This window comes from Mesorhizobium sp. M0152 (assembly GCF_040322415.1).
GTDB lineage: Bacteria > Pseudomonadota > Alphaproteobacteria > Rhizobiales > Rhizobiaceae > Mesorhizobium.
Genome location: NZ_JAMYTH010000004.1, coordinates 60,150 through 79,281 on the forward strand (window position 1 = coordinate 60,150; position 19,132 = coordinate 79,281).

The following is a 19,132-nucleotide window of genomic DNA, read 5'->3' on the forward strand; positions in this document are numbered from 1 at the left end:
CCAGGCGCCCCGTCGTTTCGTCGAAGTGCCGGTTAGGCCGCGAACTCGATTAACGATTGGTATCCAGAGAAGGTTAACCAAGCCTTTTCATGCAAGGGCCGGACCTGTGCTTACGCTAGGGAACTGCTTTTTGCCGGCATCGGAAATCGGGGTTGCCTTCCACCCCGCCAAATCATAAAAGCGATAGTGGATCACTGCAATCCTGGAACCGCCCTCCTCCGCAGCTTCCTGCTACAGGGTTAGACGAAAGGCGGCTCCTCTCGCTTCAGGCGAGAAGGCTTCAGGTGATCTCGACGAATTTCGCAGGTGTGCTCCCGTGGCGGGGGAATCGCCTGCGTGAGGAAAACGGCCGGGTTTGTTCCCGCGCCGGCTCTGTATGAGCAAACAAGCTGGTCCGGTTCGCCCGGGCTTTGGTTCAAAAGGTTCTGCTGGTGACGATGGCTTCAAGCGCAATCATGGAAAGGTCCGCATCAAACCGCGCCAATATGGCTGCGGGCGGCACCGCCATGACGCGCAGGCAGCGTCCGGCGGACATTCAATTATCCGGCACCCACACTCATCCAGACACACAGCAGCGGGCTTTGCCCCGCCAGCTGCGGCTGACGGCTGCCGGGGGGAAACGAAATAATGCCCAACAAAATGCTGATAGACGCCTCCCACCCGGAGGAAACACGCGTTGTCGTCGTACGCGGTAACCGTATCGAAGAATTCGACTTTGAATCCCAGGACAAGAAGCAGCTCAAAGGAAATATCTACCTCGCCCGCGTAACGCGCGTCGAACCCTCCCTTCAGGCAGCTTTTGTCGAATATGGCGGCAACCGTCACGGTTTTCTCGCCTTCAGTGAAATACACCCCGATTACTACCAGATTCCGGTCGCCGACCGTCAGGCATTGCTGCGCGCGGAAGCGCAGGAGGCCGAAGACGAGGAGGACGAGGACGGCGAAGGCGACGATCGCCAGAGCCGTGACCGGGGACGGCGCGGACGCCGGCGCGGCGGCAAAGGCCGCGAGCGCGGCGAAAACCGGCGCGACGCGGGCACAGCCGAAGACGGCGAGGCAAGCGAAGCTGCTGGCGAAGGCAACGACAATGATGCCGATGCCGAAAACACGCCTCTCGCCGCCGAGACCATCGAGCACGCGGCCGACGCTTCGGAACATGCCGATGCATCCGGAAATGACGAAGGTTCCACCGACGAGAGCGAAACCCGTGAAGGCGGTCCGACGTCGATTGCCGCCTCGGTCGATGCCGATGTGATTTCCGAAGCCGCCCCGCAGGCGGAACAGGCCGGTGAAGCGACGTCCAGCGACAATGATCGCGGCATGCTGGAAGAGGTGCAATCCTCGCATCCGGACGATCACGAGGTCGAATCGGTCGGCGCCGAGGATGCGCTGGAAGAGGTGCGCAATCGCCGCAAGCCGGTGCGCCGCCAGTACAAGATCCAGGAAGTGATCAAGCGCCGGCAGATCCTGCTGGTGCAGGTCGTCAAGGAAGAGCGCGGCAACAAGGGCGCGGCACTCACCACCTATCTGTCGCTTGCCGGCCGTTATTCCGTGCTGATGCCGAATACGGCGCGTGGCGGCGGCATTTCGCGCAAGATCACCAGCGCGGTAGACCGCAAGCGTCTCAAGGAGGTCGTCGCCGATCTCGAAGTGCCGCAAGGCATGGGCGTCATCCTGCGCACCGCCGGCGAGAGCCGCACCAAGGCCGAGATCAAGCGCGATTACGAATATCTGATGCGGCTTTGGGAGAACGTCCGCAGTCTGACCTTGCAGTCCACGGCCCCTGCCCTGGTCTATGAGGAAGGCAGCCTGATCAAGCGATCGGTGCGCGACCTCTACAACAAGGACATCGACGAGATCCTGGTCTCCGGCGAGGAAGGCTATCGCGAGGCCAAGGACTTCATGCGCATGCTGATGCCGAGCCACGCCAAGGTGGTCCAGCCGTTCCGCGACACGACGCCGATCTTCGTGCGCAATGGCATCGAGGCGCAGCTCGACCGCATGCTGCAGCCGCAGGTGACGCTGAAAAGCGGCGGCTACATCATCATCAACCAGACCGAGGCGCTGGTCGCCATCGACGTCAATTCGGGCCGCTCGACCAAGGAGCACTCGATCGAGGACACCGCGCTCCACACCAATCTGGAAGCGGCCGAGGAAGTGGCACGCCAGCTCCGGTTGCGCGATCTCGCCGGCCTGATCGTCATCGACTTCATCGACATGGAGGAGAACCGCAACAACCGCTCCGTCGAGAAGCGGCTGAAGGACCACCTCAAGAACGATCGTGCCCGCATCCAGGTCGGCCGCATCTCGCATTTCGGCCTGATGGAAATGTCGCGCCAGCGCATCCGCGCCAGCGTGCTGGAATCGACCATGAAGCCCTGCCCGCATTGCGGCGGCACCGGCCATGTGCGCTCCGATTCGTCCGTCGCGCTGCTGGTGGTGCGGGCGATCGAGGAATTCCTGCTCAAGGATTCGCGCAGCCACATCACGGTGCGGACGCCGGCGGCGACCGCGCTCTACGTACTCAACCACAAGCGCGGCACGCTGGTGGAACTCGAAAGCCGCTTCGGGCTGACGATCACTGTCGAGGCCGACGATGCGGTTGGTGCGCAGCACTACGCGATCTTCCGCGGCGCCCTGGCTGAAAAGCCGGAAGGCTTTGTCGAGGCACGCAGCTTCCCGGCCTATGTCGAGCCGGAAGAGCCCGAGGACGAGATCGTCGTCGAAGTGGAAGACGAAGATGCTCCGGCACAAGCCGAACAGCCACGCCAGCAGCCGCAGCAACAGCAGCCGCGGCCTGCCAGCGGAGAAGAAGGCGAAGGCCGCGACCGCAAGCGCCGCAAGCGGCGTAGACGGCGCGGCGGCAAGGATCGCGACCGCGAGCATGGCGCGCCCATGGACGGGACTTCCGTCTCCGCACCCGCCGATGCGTTCTCCGATTCGACCAGCGACAGCGACACGGAAGCGGATGAGGCTCCTCTTGGTGTTGCCGAAACTGCTGAAACGGCTGAGGCTTCGGACGAAGGCCAGGGCAAGAAGCGCCGGCGCGGCAAGCGCGGCGGCAAGCGCAACCGCCGCGAAGATGGTGAAACCGAAGGCGAAACCGAGGCAAGTGCTGCCGAAGCGACCGAGCCTTCCGCGGCCGATGCTTCCGTAAGCGAGCCTGAATCGGTCGAGCCGATAGTCGCCGCCCCGATGGAAGAGCCGGCAACTCCGGTCAGCGACGAGGTGCCGAGCACCGAGAAGCCGAAGAAGCCGCGGCGTGCAGCCAAGCCAAAGAAGGCAGCTGCCGAGGCCGTCGCCGAGGCGACGGTTGCCGAGGCGGCAAAGCAGGCATCCGTCGAAGCTCCGGCGACAGCTGGGGACGAAGCAGTGGCCGCGGTCGTCGAAGTGACGCCGAAGGCCCGTCCGTCACGGCGCAAGCCGGCGGCCGCCGAGGCGCCGGTCGTGCCGGTGGTGTCTTCGACAGTAGCCGAAGAAGCGGAAGCCAAGACCGAAGAAAAGCCGAAGCGTGCAGGCTGGTGGCAACGGAAGGGCTTTTTCTAAGCTTTTCAGCCGCTTGTTCTGATTATTTGACGAAAGAAAATCCCGCGCCACATCGACCGGCGCGGGATTTTCGTATTCCGCCCAAAGCACGAAACGCTACGGCGCGAAGATCGACCAGTTCATCGTCCTGGCCAGCTTTTCCAGCGCGATCGAACCCAGCCTGGAATTGCCGTTGGCGTTGAGGCCGGGCGACCAGACGGCAAGCGAGGCCACGCCTGGCACGATGCCCAGTATGCCGCCGCCGACGCCGCTCTTGCCGGGAATGCCGACGCGGAAGGCGAAGTCGCCGGAGCCGTCATAATGGCCGCAAGTCAGCATCATCGCACCGATGCGGCGCGCGCGCTCGGCCGACACCACGGAATGCCCGGTCGCCGGGTTCTTGCCGCCATTGGCGAGGAAACGGCCGGCGAGCGCCAGCTGCCGGCAGCTCATGGCTATGGCGCAATGGTGGAAATAGACGCCCAGCGCCAACTCCGGCGCATGATGAAGATTGCCGAAGGATTTCATGTAATTGGCGAGCGCGAAATTGCGGTAGCCGGTGGCGCGTTCGGACGCCGCGACATCGCGGTCGATGATGATCGTCTCGTCGTCGGCCAGGAACTGGATGAAGCGCAGGATCTCGCCGATCGCCTCGCGCGGCTGATGGCCGGCAAGCAGGATATCGGAAATGACGATGGCGCCGGCATTGATGAACGGATTGCGCGGAATGCCGTTCTCGTGCTCGAGCTGCACGATCGAGTTGAACGGATTGCCCGACGGCTCGCGTCCGACCCTGCTCCACAACGCGTCGCCGACATTGCCGAGCGCCAGCGTCAAGGTGAACACTTTCGAGATGCTCTGGATCGAAAACGCCTGGTCGGCGTCGCCCGCCACCAGCACGCGGCCATCATTGGTGATGGCGGCGATGCCGAATTTCCTCGGATCGACCTTGCCCAGCTGCGGAATGTAGGAAGCGACCTCGCCGCGATCCGTGCGTTCGGCCATTTCGGCCGCGACTTCGGCCAGCGCCTGCTCGATCTCCGGCATGACGCTACCTCAACCAGCGTTCGATGCGCGCTATCGCCTCGACCATCTCGTCGTGGCTGCCGGCATAGGAGAACCGCATCGTGCGATGGCCGGTCTGGGTGTCGAAATCACGGCCGGGCGTCGCCGCGACATGCGCCTGCGCCAGCATCTTTCGCGCGAAGGCCATGCTGTCATTGGTATGCCTGGTGACATCGCAGAAGGCATAGAATGCGCCATCCATGGGCGCCGCCAGCGGAAAGCCGAGTTCCGGCAGGCGTTTCATCAACAGCTCGCGATTCCATGCATAGCGGCCTTTCACCGCTTCCAATTCCTCGGTCGCCTTGAAGGCCTCGACCGCGGCGATCTGCGACAGTTCCGGCGGCGAGATGTAAAGGCTTTGGGCGACGCGCTCGACCGGACGCACCAGCTCTTCGGGCAGCACCATCCAGCCGATGCGCCACCCGGTCATGCAATAGTACTTCGAGAAGGAATTGATCACCGTCACGCTCTCGCCGAAGGCGAGTGCCGTGGTATCGGGGGCGTCGTAGGCCAAGCGATGATAGATCTCGTCCGAGATCACCGCGATACCGAGCGCTTCCGCCGTTTTCACCAGCGCCGCCAGTTCGTCGGCCGGTATCACCGCACCGGTCGGGTTGGCCGGACTCGCGAACAGGACGCCCTTCAACGGCTTCTCGCGATGAGCGGTCTCCAGATGGCCGGCATGCAGGTAAGCCGCGTCGCCGAGCTCGATCTCGACGACATCGATGCCGAGCGCTGCCATGATGTTGCGATAGGCGGGGTAACCGGGCGCGGCGATGGCGACGCGGTCGCCAGGATCGAACATCGCCAGAAAGGCGAGGTTGAAGGCGGCCGACGACCCGGTGGTCACCGCGATCCGGCTGGATGGCACATCGATCGCATAATGATCCGCGTAATGTCCGGCGATGGCCTGGCGCAAGCCAGCCAGGCCGAGCGCGTCGGTGTAGCCTATGCGCCCGTCCTGCAAGGCCTTGGCCGCCGCGGCGCGGACCCGGGCGGGCGCCGGATCGGACGGCTGGCCAACCGCCATGGAAATCACCGGCGCGCCCGCGGCCTTCAGCCGGTTCGCCTCGGCCAGTACATCCATGGCGTGGAACGGCTCGACATTGCCACGACGTGAGAGCGAAACGACCATTTTACCCGATCCCGACGATTGACCGCGCCAGCCACTGACGCATGCGCCGCACAAATGCCCGATTGATGTGAGGATCACAAGTTTGAGGAAGTTTCCGGTGCCGACTTTTCATCTTTCGCCCGCTCGTCTACCAGTGGACACATCATGTTGAGCCGACCCAGATCGACAATTGCCGGGATAGCGCGCGTTTTCGCGACGCTTTCGCTTGGCCTTGCCGTTGCGGTGGCAAGTTCCGTAACCGCCTTCGCCCAGAGCGTGCCGGTAATACGCGATGCCGAGATCGAGGCCCTGGTGCGCGACTACGCACGGCCGATCTTCAAGGCCGCCGGACTGGCGAATGACGGCATCGACATCGTCCTGGTCAACGATTCCAGCTTCAACGCCTTCGTCACCGGACGCCGGCTGTTCATCAACACCGGGGCATTGATGACGGCCGAGACACCCAATGAGATCATCGGCGTCATCGCGCACGAAGCCGGCCATATCGCGGGAGGCCACCAGCAGAAACTGCGTGACCAGCTCGAACGCGCCAAGACGATGGCGATCATCGCCACCTTGCTCGGCGCCGGGGCAATGGTCGCCGGTGCGACCACCAACAGCCGCGGCCTTGCCGGCGCCGGCATGGGCGTGGCGGCCGGCGGCGGCGAGATGGCGCAACGCAGCATCCTGGCCTATCAGCGCACCGAAGAGATGACCGCCGATCGCTCCGCGATCACATATCTCAACGCCACGGGCCAGTCCGGCATGGGCATGCTGAAGACGTTCCACCGTTTCCAGAGCGCGCTGTCGCTGTCGGGAGCGCAGGTCGATCCTTACCGGATCAGCCACCCGATGCCGCAGGACCGCATCGCCAACCTCGAAGTGCTGGTGAAACAGAGCCCGGACGTCGACAAGGTCGATCCGCCGGCGCTGCAGCAACGTCATGACATGGTGCGGGTCAAGATCGCCGTCTATATGGAAGGCCAGGCCGCCGCGTCGCGGCTGATGCGAAAGATGCAGGGCAGCCTCGCCGCGCAGTATGGCGACGCCCAGTCGACCTATCTTTACGGCAATATCGCCGCCGCGCTGGCCAAGACCAACGCGCTGATCAAGGCGCAGCCCAGAAACGCCTATTTCCAGGAATTGCGCGGCGATATTTTGATGAAGGCCAACAAGCCCAAGGATGCCGCCGACGCCTATGCCAAGGCGGTCAGCCTCGATCCCGCGCGATCAGGCTTGCTGCCGGTTTCCCTTGGCCAGGCGCTGATGGCGATCGGTACGCCCGAATCGCTGAAGAAAGCCGTCGTGCAGATCAACAACGGGTTGGGACGCGACAAGGAAAATTCCGTCGGATACCGCTATCTGGCGCAGGCCTATGGCGAGTTGGGCGACATACCCGGTGCCGAGCTTGCCACTGCCGAGGCTCATTTCTATTCCGGCAGCTACAAGGATGCGAAAATCTTTGCCATGCGGGCGCAGCAGCAGATGAAACGCGGCGAACCGCGCTGGATTCGCGCCCAGGACATCATAAACTACAAGCCGTCAGGCAAGACCTAAGTGAACCTTCCGGCCGCCCGCTGAGACAAAGCCAGACTTACCGGGCCAGAAAACACGCAAGAAAACAGGCAAAAGGAACGAAAACGATGAAAAAGGCACTGCTGTTGGGCACCACGGGGATTGCTGTAGCCCTTGCCATGCTGGCTTTCGGTTTCGTGGCCGGCAATCCGCAGACCGCAAAGGCAGACACGGCGCAGCCCGTCCAGCTGGCTGCGGCCGACACCAAGATCGACCGCAGCGAAGTCGAGGGGATCATCCGCGACTATCTGCTGAAGAACCCCGAAGTGCTGCTCGAAGTCCAGGACGCGCTCGAGGCCAAGCAGAAGGAAGAGCAGCGCATCGCTCATCTGGGCGTCATCAAGGACGCCAAGGAGCAGATCTTCAACTCCGCTTTCGACGGCGTCGTCGGCAATCCGAACGGCAAGGTCACCATCGTCGAGTTCTACGACTACAATTGCGGCTTCTGCAAACGCGCCATCGAAGACATGCGCGCGCTGACCAAGTCCGATCCGGATCTGCGCTTCGTGCTCAAGGAATTCCCGATCCTGGGGCCGGATTCGCAGAAGGCGAGCGTCGTTTCGATGGCGTTCCACATGATGAAGCCGGAAAAATACGGCGAGTTCCACAATGCCTTGCTCGGCGGCCAGGGACGCGCCACCGAGGCGGCGGCGATCAAGATCGCGCTTTCGCTCGGCGCCGACGAGACAACACTGCGCGAGAAGATGAAGGATCCGTCGATCCCCCAGGCCTTCTCCAAGACCTTCGATCTCGCCAACAAGCTGGCGATCACCGGAACGCCGTCCTATGTCGTCGGCAACGACGTGGTGTTCGGGGCGCTCGGGCAGGAGGTGCTGGCCGAAAAGATCGAGGCGGCGAAAGCCGCGCTTTGATCAGCCGCAACTTTCCTTCACAGGCGCATTTCCGCCTGTTGTGGACAGTGAAAGAACGCACTTGCGCTCTTTCCGCGGGCGACTATGCCCATTATAGAGGGGCCCAGCGCGCCGGCTTGATGCCGGCGCCGGGAAAGGTTCTGATTTTTTGAAAACGGTTTTCGTCCTGAACGGTCCCAATCTCAACGCGCTCGGCAAGCGCGAGCCGGGTATCTATGGCGGCAAGACGCTTGCCGCCATCGCCGACGATTGCAAGCAGGCAGGCGCGGCGCTTGGGCTCGAGATCGATTTCCGCCAATCGAACCACGAGGGCGATCTTGTCGACTGGATCCACGAGGCCGGCGACAAGGCTGCCGGCATCGTCATCAATCCGGGCGCCTACAGCCATACGTCGATCGCTATCCATGACGCCATCCGCGCCGTCGCCCCGCTGCCGGTCGCCGAAGTTCATCTTTCCAACATCCATGCCCGGGAACCGTTCCGCCACGTCTCCATGGTCGCGCCGGTCGCTGTCGGCATGATCTGTGGTTTTGGGCCGCTCGGCTACACGCTGGCGCTGCAAGCGCTGGCCGCACGCCTATGACCGGCCAACAAACAGAAGGCTCGAAAATGTCGATAAAGAAGACCGGTGTTGACCAACAGCTGATCCGCGATCTGGCGGGCATACTGAACGACACCAATCTCACAGAGATCGAGGTGGAACTGGGCGACCTGAAGGTACGCGTGTCGCGGCAGGCGCCGGCCGTCCACGCAATCGCGGCACCGCAGGCGGCCTATGCGCCGGCAGCAGCCCAACCTGCCGTCGCCGCAGCCCCGGCAGCGGCCGATGTGTCGAAGAACGCGGTAGCCTCGCCGATGGTCGGCACCGCCTACCTTGCGCCGTCGCCGGACGCCAAGGCATTCATCGAAGTCGGCCAGAAGGTCAAGGAAGGCCAGACGCTGCTGATCATCGAGGCGATGAAGACGATGAACCAGATCCCCTCGCCGCGCGCCGGCACGGTGACGGCGATCCTGTTCGAGGACGCGCAGCCGGTCGAGTACGGCATGCCGCTCGTCGTGATCGAATAGAGCGACCGGATGTTCCAGAAGATCCTCATCGCCAATCGCGGCGAAATCGCGCTTCGGGTGCTACGAGCCTGCAAGGAACTCGGCATCCAGACGGTGGTGGTTCATTCGACCGCCGATGCCGACGCCATGCATGTGCGGCTCGCCGACGAGAGCGTCTGCATCGGGCCGCCGCCGTCGCGCGACAGCTATCTCAACATCCACCAGATCGTCGCGGCCTGCGAAATCACCGGCGCCGACGCCGTGCATCCCGGCTACGGCTTCCTGTCGGAAAACGCCAAGTTCGCCGACATCCTGGCCGCGCACAACATCACCTTCATCGGCCCGACCGGCGATCATATCCGCGTCATGGGCGACAAGATCGAGGCCAAGCGCACAGCCAAGCGCCTCGGCATTCCGGTGGTGCCGGGCTCCGACGGTGCCGTGACCGAGGAAAAGGAAGCCAAGCGTGTCGCCGCCGAGATCGGCTATCCCGTGATCATCAAGGCATCGGCCGGCGGCGGCGGACGCGGCATGAAGGTGGCGCTCACCGAAGCCGACCTCGAAGTCGCCCTGCAGACGGCACGCACGGAAGCCGGTGCCGCCTTCGGCGACGACGCCGTCTACATCGAGAAATACCTTCAAAAGCCGCGCCATATCGAAGTGCAGGTGTTCGGCGACGGCTTTGGCCGCGGCGTGCATTTCGGCGAGCGCGACTGTTCGCTGCAGCGGCGCCACCAGAAGGTCTGGGAGGAGGCCAATTCGCCGGCGCTCAACGCCGAGGAGCGGTCCCGCATCGGCGGCATTTGCGCCAAGGCCATTGCCGATCTCGGCTATTCCGGCGCCGGCACGATCGAGTTCCTCTACGAGAATGGCGAGTTCTATTTCATCGAGATGAACACGCGCCTGCAGGTCGAGCATCCGGTGACGGAAGCAATCACCGGCATCGACCTCGTGCACGAGCAGATCCGCGTCGCCTCGGGCGGCGGCCTTTCGGTGAAGCAGGAAGACATCAAGTTCAACGGCCACGCCATCGAATGCCGCATCAATGCCGAGGATCCACGCACCTTCACCCCCTCGCCCGGCACGATCAGCCATTTCCACACGCCGGGCGGTCTGGGCATCCGTGTCGATTCCGGGGTCTATTCCGGCTACAAGATCCCGCCCTACTACGATAGCCTGATCGGCAAGCTCATCGTGCATGGGCGCAACCGCGTCGAATGCATGATGCGGCTGCGCCGGGCGCTGGACGAATTCGTCGTCGACGGCATCAAGACGACGCTGCCGCTGTTTCGCGATCTCGTCGGCAATGCCGACATCGCCAATGGCGACTACGACATCCACTGGCTGGAAAAATACCTGGCCAAAGGCGAATAGCGCGGAGGCGCGATGACCCGTCCCTACGCGCCCGGCTATCGCATTCCCACCGACCTCTTGCTCAAGGCCTATGCCTCGGGCGTGTTCCCGATGGCCGAAAGTGCCGGTGACCCGGAGGTGTTCTGGGTGCGGCCGGAGACGCGCGGCATCATTCCGCTCGACGGTTTTCACACGCCGAAAAGCCTGAAGAAGACAATCCGCAGGAACCTGTTCGATATCCGTTTCGATTTCGATTTCGAGGCGACGATCGACGCTTGCGCGGAGCGGCGGGAAGAGCGGCGCTCGACCTGGATCAACGCGCCGATCCGGGAGGCCTATGTGCAGTTGCATCGCATCGGCCACTGCCATTCGGTGGAAGCCTGGCGCCAGGACCGGCTGGTCGGCGGCCTCTACGGCGTATCGCTGGGGCGGGTATTTTTCGGCGAAAGCATGTTTTCGCGCGAAACGGACGCGTCGAAGATCTGCCTCGTGCATCTCGTCGAGCGCTTGAAGGCACGCAGCTTCGCGCTGCTCGATACGCAGTTCACCACCGAGCACCTCAAGCGCTTCGGTGCCGTCGATGTGCCGCGCGGCAAATATGAGAAGATGCTGGCCGAGGCGCTGAAGGGTGAAGCGGTTTTCTTTCCCTAAAGATCAAGCTCGCTTGCGGGCCGCGGTCTCGATCGGCGTCTGCGCATGGAACATCATCTTCCAGCCGTTAGCGCGATGAACATAGCCGGTGCTGACAAGCGCCGCGTAAGGCTCGCCATTCTCGCGTGTCGCACGCGCCTCATAGGTCAGCATGATGATGTCGCTGCCCGGCTCGATTATTCCCTTGAGCTCGATGTCGAGATCGCGCCAGCGGTTGGGATGGGCCGCCGTCCTGGCGAGATCGGCATTGTCCATCGCTTTTGCCAGTTGCGGAAATGCCACCAGGCATTCGGTATCCGCATTGGCCGCGTAATAGGCCGCGTCACCCGTCCAGAAGCCTTTTTCGATTTCCAGCAACTCCGCCTTGTTGGCCGTGATCCGTTTGCTGTCCGACATCGGATTGTCCTCCCGGCGCATCCATGCGCGGTCGTCACCGGCCCCAACGCGTGGTGGCCATGGCGGTTCCAGGGGATCAGTTGGCGCCGGTGGTATCCGGTTCCGTGGCATCGGGCTGTGCAACGTCCGGCGTGGCCGCGGCCGGCTTCGAAGCATCGGCTTTGGTCGCGTCAGCCTTGGCGGCGTCGGGCGCCGGTACGTCGGACTTCTGCTTGCACTCTTTCAGCCAGACGTCATAGACGGCATGTTCGACAGCGTTGAGACCAGGGCTTTCGGCGAACATCCAGCCGGTGAAGATGCGGCGAATCTTGCGGTCGAGCGTGATCTCGTCGACCTCGACGAAGGAATCGGTCTTCGGCTCCTCGTTCTGCGGCCGCGAATAACAGACGCGCGGCGTCACCTGCAAAGCGCCGAACTGCACCGTTTCGTCGATATAGACGTCGAAGGTGATGATGCGGCCGGTGATCTTGTCGATGCCGGCAAACTCGGCAACCGGATTGGTGATGCGCTCCGATGCCCCGGGGGTCGCCGGCGCCGGTGCGGCGGGTTCCGGCGAAGCGGCAAAGGCCGCGGTGCCGACGGCAAGGCTGGCGGCCAACGTCAGGCCGCCCATCGATGTCAGGCTGAAAAAGCTCATGCAAAGGTACCGGTGGTTCGTGCCCGGGTGATTCTGTTGACCAAGGCTAGTCGCCGTTTTCTGATCAGCAAGCAGCTAAACACCAATTGTGGCGATAAAGGACCGGCACCCACCTTGCCGTTATGACCCAGGCGTCCAGGCGTCGTAATCGCCCGTGACCTGCGGGCGATGCTGATTGGTCAGTACCGAGCCCTTCGGGCGGTACGCTGCCGGCGTGCCGGTCAGATTTGGCTGGTGCGGCTTCTGCCAGTCGCGCGGCCGGTAGTCGTCGCTTGGCGGCGCGGCATCGACACGGTGGTGGATCCAGCCGTGCCAGCCGGGCGGGATGGCCGAAGCTTCCGAATAGTTGCTGTAGATGACCCAGCGGCGCGTGCGGCCTTCCGAATCGACGCCGCCCTCGTAATAGACGTTACCCATCTCGTCCTGGCCGACCTTCTTGCCATGGCGCCAGGTGTGCAGGCGCGTTCCCAGCGTCTGGCTGTTCCACCAGGTGAAAAACTGCGTAAGGAAAGTCTTCATCTCAGAACCCTCGCGCCGGCAGCGCCCGTTTCCTGCTTATGGCGTCAGGCCTCGGGGAAGGCAAGGGTCTTGCCGGAGGAAGCGCTGAAATGGCTTGCCGGGAATTCGACACAAGCCTGTGATCTTTCCGGGTGGCAGGATGCGTGCTTGCCAACCCCTGGCGGTCTTTCTAAAGCTCTGCGCGCCCGCTCAGCATGTCCAACCCACTTGGTTGCGGGCCGACGGAGGTGACGATTGGCCACGGAATTGCCGACCACCGACATTCGCATCGGCGCCGATCTGATTCGCCGCCGCAAGGGCGGCACGCCACTGGTCTGCCTCACGGCCTACACCTATCCTGTCGCCCGCTTGCTCGATCCGCATGTCGACCTGCTTCTGGTCGGCGACAGCGTCGCCATGGTCCTGCACGGCCATGAGACGACGCTGGGCGCCTCGATCGAGATGATGATCGCGCACGGGAAAGCGGTGATGCGCGGCTCGGCCAGGGCCTGCGTCGTCGTCGACATGCCGGCCGGGACCTATGAGGATTCGGCGACGCAGGCCGTTGCCTCGGCGCGGCGCATCATGGGCGAAACCGGCTGCCAGGCGGTCAAGATCGAGGGCGGCGTCGACATGGCGCGGCAGATCGCGGCGATCGCCGAGGCCGGCATTCCGGTCATGGGACATATCGGCCTGCTGCCGCAATCGGTGGAGAAGGATGGTGGCTACAAGATCAAGGGCCGCACGGACGAGAACGTGGCGGCCCTTCTGGCCGATGCGCTCGCCGTGGAACAAGCCGGCGCGTTCTCGGTGGTCATCGAAGGCACCATCGAGGCGGTCGCGGCCGAGATCACCCGCCGCATCGCCATTCCAACCATCGGCATCGGCGCCAGCGGCGACTGTGATGGCCAGATCCTGGTCATCGACGACATGGTGGGCTTGACCGTCGACCGTGTGCCGAAATTCGTCAAGGAATATGCCGACCTGCGCAGCGTGATCGCGCATGCCGCAGAACGTTACGCATCGGAGGTGCGAAGCCGGACGTTTCCTGGCCCCAGCCATGTCTTTTCGGCCGCAAACAGCAGGGATGACGCATGAGCCGGCCGATCGTCGTCGATAGCGTCGCCTCTCTTCGGACGCAGGTCCGCGGCTGGCGCCGCGAGGGCCTCCGCGTCGCCATGGTGCCGACCATGGGCGCGTTGCATGACGGGCATCTGTCGCTGGTCAGGATCGCACTCGAAAGCGCGGATCGCTGCGTCGTGTCGATCTTCGTCAACCCGACGCAATTCGCGCCAACGGAAGACCTCGACAAGTACCCGCGCCGGCTCGCCCGGGATCTCGACCAGCTGGCGACGGCCAAGGCCGATCTCGCCTTCACGCCGACGGTAGGCGAGATGTATCCCGCCGGCTTTGCCACCCGGATCTCGGTGGGCGGCCCTTCCGCCGGGCTCGAATCGGACTTCCGCCCCAGCTTTTTCGACGGGGTCGCCACGGTGGTGGCCAAGCTCTTCCTGCAGGCGACGCCGGACTGCGCGGTCTTTGGCGAGAAAGACTACCAGCAGCTTTGCGTCGTCAGGCAACTCTGCCGGGATCTCGACCTGCCGGTCGAGATCATCGGCGCACCGACGATTCGCGACGCATATGGCCTCGCCATGTCGTCGCGAAACGCCTATCTCGGCGCGGCCGAGCTCGGAATCGCCCGCCAGCTCAACGTGATCCTGCGCAAGGCGGCGCTGGCGCTGGCGGCCGGCAGCGACCGGATCGACGCGATCAACGAGGCCAACCGCTCCCTGATCACGGCGGGGTTCCAGAAAGTCGACTATGTCGAGGCCCGCGAAACCCAGACGCTCGCGCCGTGGCGCCAGGACAGGCCGGGACGCCTGCTCGCCGCGGCATGGCTCGGCAACACCAGGCTGATCGACAATGTGGAAATTCCCTCCGCCTAGACGTGGTCATTCCACCGACGCGGTTTGCTGCCGTGCCTAGCTCTCTTCTTTTCGCACGCTGGTCCTGACGAATAATTGCCCAACGGCGATTCCAATAATCCCGGCCAATGCTTTCACGAGCCCATCGACAAACTGCGCGTGGCGGCCAGGGTCGATAATCTGGAGCAGTTCGAGCACGCCGGCGGTCGCAATCACGAAGATCGCTGCTTGATAGAGGCGGTGGGGGAAGCCGATCGCCAAGGCGAAGCCCAACAGCACATAAGCCAGAGCGCGCTCGACATTCGCCTCGGCGATGTGTGGCCGCAGCTGGATTGGCGACAAGGTCGCGAAAATGATGATGGCTAGCAGCGCCGAGGCAGTAATGCGGGACAGTTTGATCATGTCCTTTGCATACCCTTCGCAAGCCGGCACAGCAAATGCAGCGATGACGCATACGGATCGCCGCTAGCGCGAAGGTGATCCAGAGATGGGCTGGATCCAGCGGTCAGCCGGCAAGGGGCTTGAGGTAGACGAGCGTCGGTTCTCCCAAGGCGCCAATGTGCTCGCCGCCATCGCCGGATCGCAGGAAGCCGTTCGCCTCGTAGAAGGCGACGGCGCGCGTGTTCCGCTCCTCCACCTCCAGGCGGACGGCGCGGGCCTCGGGGAAGCTTTCGATGATCTCATCGAGGAGCATGCCGCCGATGCCCCGCCCTTGCAGGTCCGGCAGCACGTAGAGCTGCTTCAGGACGACCAATTTGCCGCCATCGATGCTTTCGGCGAAGGCCAGACCGCCAATGCGCTTGCCGTCATCGGCAACGAGGAATTCGCTGTTCGGTCTGGTCAGCCGGACCTTCAGCGAGGCGATCGAGTGCCATTCGTCGGTGATCGCGGTGACCCGTTCGGCACCGTAGATGGCGTCATAGGTCGCGTGCCAGGTTTCGACCAGCAGCGCTCGAATGGCAGCAAGGTCGCGTTCTCCGGCGGTGCGGACGAACACCGCTACTCGATGCCCAGCTTGGCCTTGACGAGGTCGTTGACCGATTGCGGGTTGGCCTTGCCGCCGGTCGCCTTCATCACCTGGCCGACGAACCAGCCGGCCATGCTCGGCTTGGCGCGCGCCTGCTCGACCTTGTCCGGGTTGGCGGCGATGACCTCGTCGACAGCCTTTTCGATGGCGCCGGTGTCGGTGACCTGCTTCATGCCACGGCTCTCGACCAGCTGACGCGGGTCGCCACCCTCGTTCCAGACGATCTCGAACAAGTCCTTGGCGATCTTTCCGGAAATGGTGCCGTCCTTGATCAGGTCGATGACGGCACCGAGCTGATCCGGTGAAACCGGGGCATTTTCAATACCCTTGCCAGCCCTGTTCAACTGGCCGAGCAGATCGTTGATGACCCAGTTGGCCGCGAGCTTGCCATCGCGGCCGGCGGCCACCTTCTCAAAATAGTCGGCGATAGGCTTCTCCGAGACCAGGATCGAGGCATCGTAGGTCGACAGGCCGAGCGACGAGATCAGCCGGGTCTTCTTGGCGTCAGGCAGTTCCGGCAACTCCCTTGCCAGCGCATCGACATAGGCCTCGTCGAATTCCAGCGGCAACAGATCTGGATCGGGGAAATAGCGGTAATCGTGCGCCTCTTCCTTGGTGCGCATCGAACGCGTCTCGCCCTTGACGGCATCGAACAGCCGCGTCTCCTGGTCGATCTTGCCGCCGTCCTCGAGAATGGCGATCTGCCGGCGCGCCTCATAGTCGATGGCCTGGCCGATGAAACGGATCGAATTGACGTTCTTGATCTCGCAACGCGTGCCGAATTCGCCGCCGGGCTTGCGCACCGAGACGTTGACGTCGGCGCGCATCGAACCTTCGTCCATATTGCCGTCGCAGGTGCCGAGATAGCGCACGATGGTGCGCAACTTGGTGACGTAGGCCTTGGCTTCGTCGGCCGAGCGCATGTCGGGCTTGGAGACGATCTCCATCAGTGCCACGCCCGAGCGGTTGAGGTCGACATAGGACATGGTGGGATGCTGGTCGTGCATCGACTTGCCGGCATCCTGCTCCAGATGAAGCCGCTCGATGCCGACTTCGATGTCCTCGAATTCGCCCTGGCGGTCGGGGCCAACCGAGACGATCACCGTGCCTTCGCCGACGATCGGCTGCTTGAACTGCGATATCTGGTAGCCCTGCGGTAGATCCGGATAAAAGTAGTTCTTCCGATCGAAAACCGATTTGTGATTGATCTGCGCCTTCAGGCCAAGGCCGGTGCGGATCGCCTGCTTGACGCATTCCTCGTTGATGACCGGCAGCATGCCGGGCATCGCCGCGTCCACCAGGCTGACATTGGCGTTGGGAGCGGCACCGAAAGCGGTGGAGGCGCCGGAAAACAGCTTTGCCTCCGACGTCACCTGCGCGTGAACCTCAAGCCCGATGATGATCTCCCAGTCGCCGGTGGCGCCGGGGATCAGGCGTTTTGCGTCGGGCGTGCGGGTGTCGATGATGCTCATGGCGGCCTGCGGTTCTAGCTCGCGAGAATTGGGATTTTCGCGAATTTGGATGTTGGCCTTCGCTAGTGCAAACCGCACGGCGAGACAAGCGCAAAGCCGCGCGCTGGCCTTTTCAACCGCTTTCGCTTACAGGACATCCATCCCAATGGAGAGTGGATGTCCACTTACGCTCAGTCCCGGTAAGGCCCTGACCTCGTAGCGAGGCAGGGCAGAAAAACCTGAAAACCCCGTGCCGCGAAACGTCGCGGCGGCGGCTTTTTTGTTTTCCCGGAAACTCTCACATGGATATTTCGCGCATAGAACAGCGCATTCTGCACCTGCTTGCGCAGGGCGGGCGCATAGAAATCGAAAAGAACGACAAAAAGCGGATCGCCTCCGTCAAATGCCTGACCCGCGATGGCTGGCACTACCCGGGCGTCGATCTCGACCTGTTTCGAAAGCTGAAACGGAAGAAGGCGGTCTCCTCGTCGCGTGGCGGTCCCTACCGCATCACCCGGCGCGGGCTCGAACTCGTCCGTTCCGAACTGGACAACAGATAGAATGTGGGTTCCGCCGGTCGGTTCTCCGGCCGGCGGTTCCTTTCACCGCTCAAGCGGTGGCGATATAGGCCCTGATCTCAGCGGCCTCGCGCTCGACGTCCTCGATGCGACGCTTAACCACGTCGCCGATCGAGACGATGCCGTCGAGGAGGCCGTCCTTTTCCACCGGCAGATGGCGGAAGCGGCCTCGGGTCATGATCTCCATCACTTCGTTGACGGTGTGGTTCTCGTTGCAGATCTTCACCTTCGGCGTCATTGCCGAGCGCACGGCGATATCGAGCGCGGCGGCACCTTCCCGCGCGACAACCCGCACGATGTCGCGCTCGGACAGGATGCCGACGATCTTGCGATCGCCATTGGTGATGACAAGCGCCCCGATCCTGTGCTCGGACAGGATGCGAATGGCTTCGCTAAGCTTTTCGTTCGGCCCGAGCGTCAACACGTCATGGCCTTTTTGCTCAAGAATGGCCTTAACCGTCATGGCGTCCTCCTCTGCTTCGCCTGCCGGTTCCTGCCTGACCGGCTTTCACCTAAGAATGAACATCGTGCGCCGCGTTCGGTTGCATTTCAAGTGCGGTGGTCGAAGGTCTCCCATTCGGACGCCTGCCATCGCCGGTCGAACCATCGCAGGCCGAAGAAGCCGGCGACAAAGCCGCCAATATGGGCCTCCCAGGCGATCTGGCCCTCTATTCCCGGCGCAAAGCCGAGCAGGCCTGTGGCGAGGTTGATGATCATCCACATGGCAAGGAACGTCATGACGCCACGCGAGCGCAGCACGATTGCGATCGGCAGCACCGGTCCGGCGAAGGCAGCTTTGCCGGCCGAGCGGTCGGTGCGGAAACCAAAACGCGCCGCGGCACCCATCATGCCTGAGATCGCACCGGAGGCACCGACCAGCGGCGCCTCTCCGAGCGGATGCAACGCCCAGAAGAGCGCGACGGAAGCCAGCCCGGTCAGGGCGAAAAACAGCGCGAACCAGAGCGTGCCCAAACGATTTGCTAACGGCGAACCAAAAGCCGCAAGCCAGACCATGTTGATGGCGATGTGAGCGAAGCCGCCATGCAGGAAGGCATAGGTGAAAGGCCGGGAAAGCAGGAACCAATCGAAGCCGTATTCTCCGGTGTAAAGGACGGGGATGAAAGCCCCGTCATACAGCAGCGTCATCTGCTGCGTTTCATTCAGCACATATTGCTGCAGCAGATAGACGACTACGCAGATGCCCATCACCACCAGCACAATCGGCGGCAGGTTGAACACCGGCTCCCGCGCCGGCGGCGGCGGCGAGTTCTCAGCCTGCTCGGCTTCGGACTGTTCGCTCTCGGAAGGGTTTACCGGTTCGCTCATCTGCAATCGCACTCGGTGCTGGTTCGGCCCGCGAGCATGTAGATCACCGCCACCGGAACCGCAAACGGCGAATCGCCCCGACGCGAATCAAA

The 19,132-nt window shown here is 63.2% G+C and carries 20 protein-coding genes; 10 read left to right on the forward strand and 10 right to left on the reverse strand.

Going from position 1 to position 19,132, the window contains the following annotated elements:
- Positions 1–627: 627 nt before the first annotated feature.
- Positions 628–3,546: an Rne/Rng family ribonuclease gene (locus NKJ26_RS05670; RefSeq protein ID WP_352694364.1), complete on the forward strand. Its 2,919-nt coding sequence runs from the start codon at positions 628–630 to the stop codon at positions 3,544–3,546.
- A gap of 96 nt (positions 3,547–3,642) precedes the next feature.
- On the opposite strand, the gene NKJ26_RS05675 is transcribed toward NKJ26_RS05670, so the two are convergent.
- Together NKJ26_RS05675 and NKJ26_RS05680 are read right to left on the reverse strand one after the other, a co-directional pair.
- Complete coding sequence (locus tag NKJ26_RS05675; protein ID WP_352694365.1) at positions 3,643–4,572, reverse strand: glutaminase; 930 nt, start codon at positions 4,570–4,572, stop codon at positions 3,643–3,645.
- 4 nt (positions 4,573–4,576) lie between these two features.
- The gene (locus NKJ26_RS05680; RefSeq protein ID WP_352694367.1) at positions 4,577–5,725 is read right to left on the reverse strand and encodes a pyridoxal phosphate-dependent aminotransferase; all 1,149 of its coding nucleotides are present in this window, start codon (positions 5,723–5,725) and stop codon (positions 4,577–4,579) included.
- 144 nt (positions 5,726–5,869) lie between these two features.
- Between NKJ26_RS05680 and NKJ26_RS05685 the strand changes: the two genes are divergently transcribed.
- The 6 genes from NKJ26_RS05685 (at position 5,870) to aat (ending at position 11,202) form a co-directional block, all read left to right on the forward strand.
- Positions 5,870–7,261: a M48 family metalloprotease gene (locus NKJ26_RS05685; RefSeq protein WP_352694369.1), complete on the forward strand. Its 1,392-nt coding sequence runs from the start codon at positions 5,870–5,872 to the stop codon at positions 7,259–7,261.
- A gap of 86 nt (positions 7,262–7,347) precedes the next feature.
- Positions 7,348–8,151 carry a DsbA family protein gene (locus NKJ26_RS05690; protein ID WP_352694371.1) on the forward strand — a complete coding sequence of 268 codons (804 nt, stop codon included), beginning with the start codon at positions 7,348–7,350 and terminating at the stop codon, positions 8,149–8,151.
- A 148-nt stretch (positions 8,152–8,299) separates the two neighbouring features.
- A complete protein-coding gene (gene aroQ, locus NKJ26_RS05695) occupies positions 8,300–8,734 on the forward strand; it encodes a type II 3-dehydroquinate dehydratase (RefSeq protein WP_352694373.1) in 435 nt (144 codons plus the stop codon).
- 26 nt (positions 8,735–8,760) lie between these two features.
- On the forward strand, positions 8,761–9,219 hold the full coding sequence (gene accB / locus NKJ26_RS05700) for an acetyl-CoA carboxylase biotin carboxyl carrier protein (protein WP_352694375.1): 459 nt from the start codon (positions 8,761–8,763) through the stop codon (positions 9,217–9,219).
- A 9-nt stretch (positions 9,220–9,228) separates the two neighbouring features.
- Positions 9,229–10,572 carry an acetyl-CoA carboxylase biotin carboxylase subunit gene (gene accC / locus NKJ26_RS05705; RefSeq protein WP_352694377.1) on the forward strand — a complete coding sequence of 448 codons (1,344 nt, stop codon included), beginning with the start codon at positions 9,229–9,231 and terminating at the stop codon, positions 10,570–10,572.
- Positions 10,573–10,584: 12 nt separating this feature from the next.
- Positions 10,585–11,202 (forward strand): leucyl/phenylalanyl-tRNA--protein transferase, encoded by a 618-nt coding sequence (gene aat, locus NKJ26_RS05710; protein WP_352601905.1) that lies wholly within the window; start codon positions 10,585–10,587, stop codon positions 11,200–11,202.
- A 3-nt stretch (positions 11,203–11,205) separates the two neighbouring features.
- Here the strand turns inward: aat and NKJ26_RS05715 are convergent, their stop codons facing one another.
- From NKJ26_RS05715 to NKJ26_RS05725, 3 genes are all read right to left on the reverse strand, one after another.
- Positions 11,206–11,598, reverse strand: coding sequence for a hypothetical protein (locus NKJ26_RS05715; protein WP_352694379.1), 393 nt, complete (start codon positions 11,596–11,598; stop codon positions 11,206–11,208).
- Positions 11,599–11,674: 76 nt separating this feature from the next.
- The gene (locus NKJ26_RS05720) at positions 11,675–12,235 is read right to left on the reverse strand and encodes a DUF2155 domain-containing protein (RefSeq protein WP_352694381.1); all 561 of its coding nucleotides are present in this window, start codon (positions 12,233–12,235) and stop codon (positions 11,675–11,677) included.
- A 120-nt stretch (positions 12,236–12,355) separates the two neighbouring features.
- The gene (locus NKJ26_RS05725) at positions 12,356–12,754 is read right to left on the reverse strand and encodes an NADH:ubiquinone oxidoreductase subunit NDUFA12 (RefSeq protein ID WP_352601911.1); all 399 of its coding nucleotides are present in this window, start codon (positions 12,752–12,754) and stop codon (positions 12,356–12,358) included.
- 234 nt (positions 12,755–12,988) lie between these two features.
- On the opposite strand from NKJ26_RS05725, the gene panB reads away from it, so the two are divergent.
- A complete protein-coding gene (gene panB, locus NKJ26_RS05730) occupies positions 12,989–13,831 on the forward strand; it encodes a 3-methyl-2-oxobutanoate hydroxymethyltransferase (protein WP_352601913.1) in 843 nt (280 codons plus the stop codon).
- Positions 13,828–14,679 carry a pantoate--beta-alanine ligase gene (gene panC / locus NKJ26_RS05735; RefSeq protein WP_352694384.1) on the forward strand — a complete coding sequence of 284 codons (852 nt, stop codon included), beginning with the start codon at positions 13,828–13,830 and terminating at the stop codon, positions 14,677–14,679. Before panB ends, panC begins: the two co-directional genes overlap by 4 nt.
- Positions 14,680–14,715: 36 nt before the next feature.
- Here panC and NKJ26_RS05740 read toward each other — a convergent pair whose 3' ends face one another.
- The 3 genes from NKJ26_RS05740 to gatB all read right to left on the reverse strand — a co-directional run bounded on the left by NKJ26_RS05740 (position 14,716) and on the right by gatB (position 17,157).
- Positions 14,716–15,060, reverse strand: coding sequence for a VanZ family protein (locus NKJ26_RS05740; protein ID WP_352694386.1), 345 nt, complete (start codon positions 15,058–15,060; stop codon positions 14,716–14,718).
- 103 nt (positions 15,061–15,163) lie between these two features.
- Entirely contained in the window at positions 15,164–15,655 is a 492-nt protein-coding gene (locus NKJ26_RS05745; RefSeq protein WP_352694388.1) for a GNAT family N-acetyltransferase, read from the reverse strand.
- 2 nt (positions 15,656–15,657) lie between these two features.
- Positions 15,658–17,157 carry an Asp-tRNA(Asn)/Glu-tRNA(Gln) amidotransferase subunit GatB gene (gene gatB / locus NKJ26_RS05750; RefSeq protein WP_352601921.1) on the reverse strand — a complete coding sequence of 500 codons (1,500 nt, stop codon included), beginning with the start codon at positions 17,155–17,157 and terminating at the stop codon, positions 15,658–15,660.
- Positions 17,158–17,438: 281 nt separating this feature from the next.
- Here gatB and NKJ26_RS05755 point away from each other — a divergent pair, with 281 nt between their 5' ends.
- A complete protein-coding gene (locus NKJ26_RS05755; protein WP_027028211.1) occupies positions 17,439–17,696 on the forward strand; it encodes a YjhX family toxin in 258 nt (85 codons plus the stop codon).
- Between the two features lie 49 nt (positions 17,697–17,745).
- Here NKJ26_RS05755 and NKJ26_RS05760 read toward each other — a convergent pair whose 3' ends face one another.
- Positions 17,746–18,177, reverse strand: coding sequence for a CBS domain-containing protein (locus NKJ26_RS05760; RefSeq protein ID WP_027028210.1), 432 nt, complete (start codon positions 18,175–18,177; stop codon positions 17,746–17,748).
- An 86-nt stretch (positions 18,178–18,263) separates the two neighbouring features.
- Entirely contained in the window at positions 18,264–19,040 is a 777-nt protein-coding gene (locus tag NKJ26_RS05765; RefSeq protein WP_352694391.1) for a rhomboid family intramembrane serine protease, read from the reverse strand.
- Positions 19,041–19,132 lie beyond the last annotated feature (92 nt).

Coding starts and splice junctions, on each gene's coding strand:
- NKJ26_RS05715 (WP_352694379.1), bottom strand. CDS start 11,598: ATGTCGGACAGCAAACGGATCACGGCCAACAAGGCGGAGTTGCTGGAA.
- NKJ26_RS05685 (WP_352694369.1), top strand. CDS start 5,870: ATGTTGAGCCGACCCAGATCGACAATTGCCGGGATAGCGCGCGTTTTC.
- gatB (WP_352601921.1), bottom strand. CDS start 17,157: ATGAGCATCATCGACACCCGCACGCCCGACGCAAAACGCCTGATCCCC.
- NKJ26_RS05725 (WP_352601911.1), bottom strand. CDS start 12,754: ATGAAGACTTTCCTTACGCAGTTTTTCACCTGGTGGAACAGCCAGACG.
- NKJ26_RS05675 (WP_352694365.1), bottom strand. CDS start 4,572: ATGCCGGAGATCGAGCAGGCGCTGGCCGAAGTCGCGGCCGAAATGGCC.
- panC (WP_352694384.1), top strand. CDS start 13,828: ATGAGCCGGCCGATCGTCGTCGATAGCGTCGCCTCTCTTCGGACGCAG.
- NKJ26_RS05765 (WP_352694391.1), bottom strand. CDS start 19,040: ATGAGCGAACCGGTAAACCCTTCCGAGAGCGAACAGTCCGAAGCCGAG.
- accB (WP_352694375.1), top strand. CDS start 8,761: ATGTCGATAAAGAAGACCGGTGTTGACCAACAGCTGATCCGCGATCTG.
- NKJ26_RS05680 (WP_352694367.1), bottom strand. CDS start 5,725: ATGGTCGTTTCGCTCTCACGTCGTGGCAATGTCGAGCCGTTCCACGCC.
- NKJ26_RS05755 (WP_027028211.1), top strand. CDS start 17,439: ATGGATATTTCGCGCATAGAACAGCGCATTCTGCACCTGCTTGCGCAG.
- NKJ26_RS05760 (WP_027028210.1), bottom strand. CDS start 18,177: ATGACGGTTAAGGCCATTCTTGAGCAAAAAGGCCATGACGTGTTGACG.
- NKJ26_RS05690 (WP_352694371.1), top strand. CDS start 7,348: ATGAAAAAGGCACTGCTGTTGGGCACCACGGGGATTGCTGTAGCCCTT.
- NKJ26_RS05720 (WP_352694381.1), bottom strand. CDS start 12,235: ATGAGCTTTTTCAGCCTGACATCGATGGGCGGCCTGACGTTGGCCGCC.
- NKJ26_RS05740 (WP_352694386.1), bottom strand. CDS start 15,060: ATGATCAAACTGTCCCGCATTACTGCCTCGGCGCTGCTAGCCATCATC.
- accC (WP_352694377.1), top strand. CDS start 9,229: ATGTTCCAGAAGATCCTCATCGCCAATCGCGGCGAAATCGCGCTTCGG.
- NKJ26_RS05670 (WP_352694364.1), top strand. CDS start 628: ATGCCCAACAAAATGCTGATAGACGCCTCCCACCCGGAGGAAACACGC.
- aat (WP_352601905.1), top strand. CDS start 10,585: ATGACCCGTCCCTACGCGCCCGGCTATCGCATTCCCACCGACCTCTTG.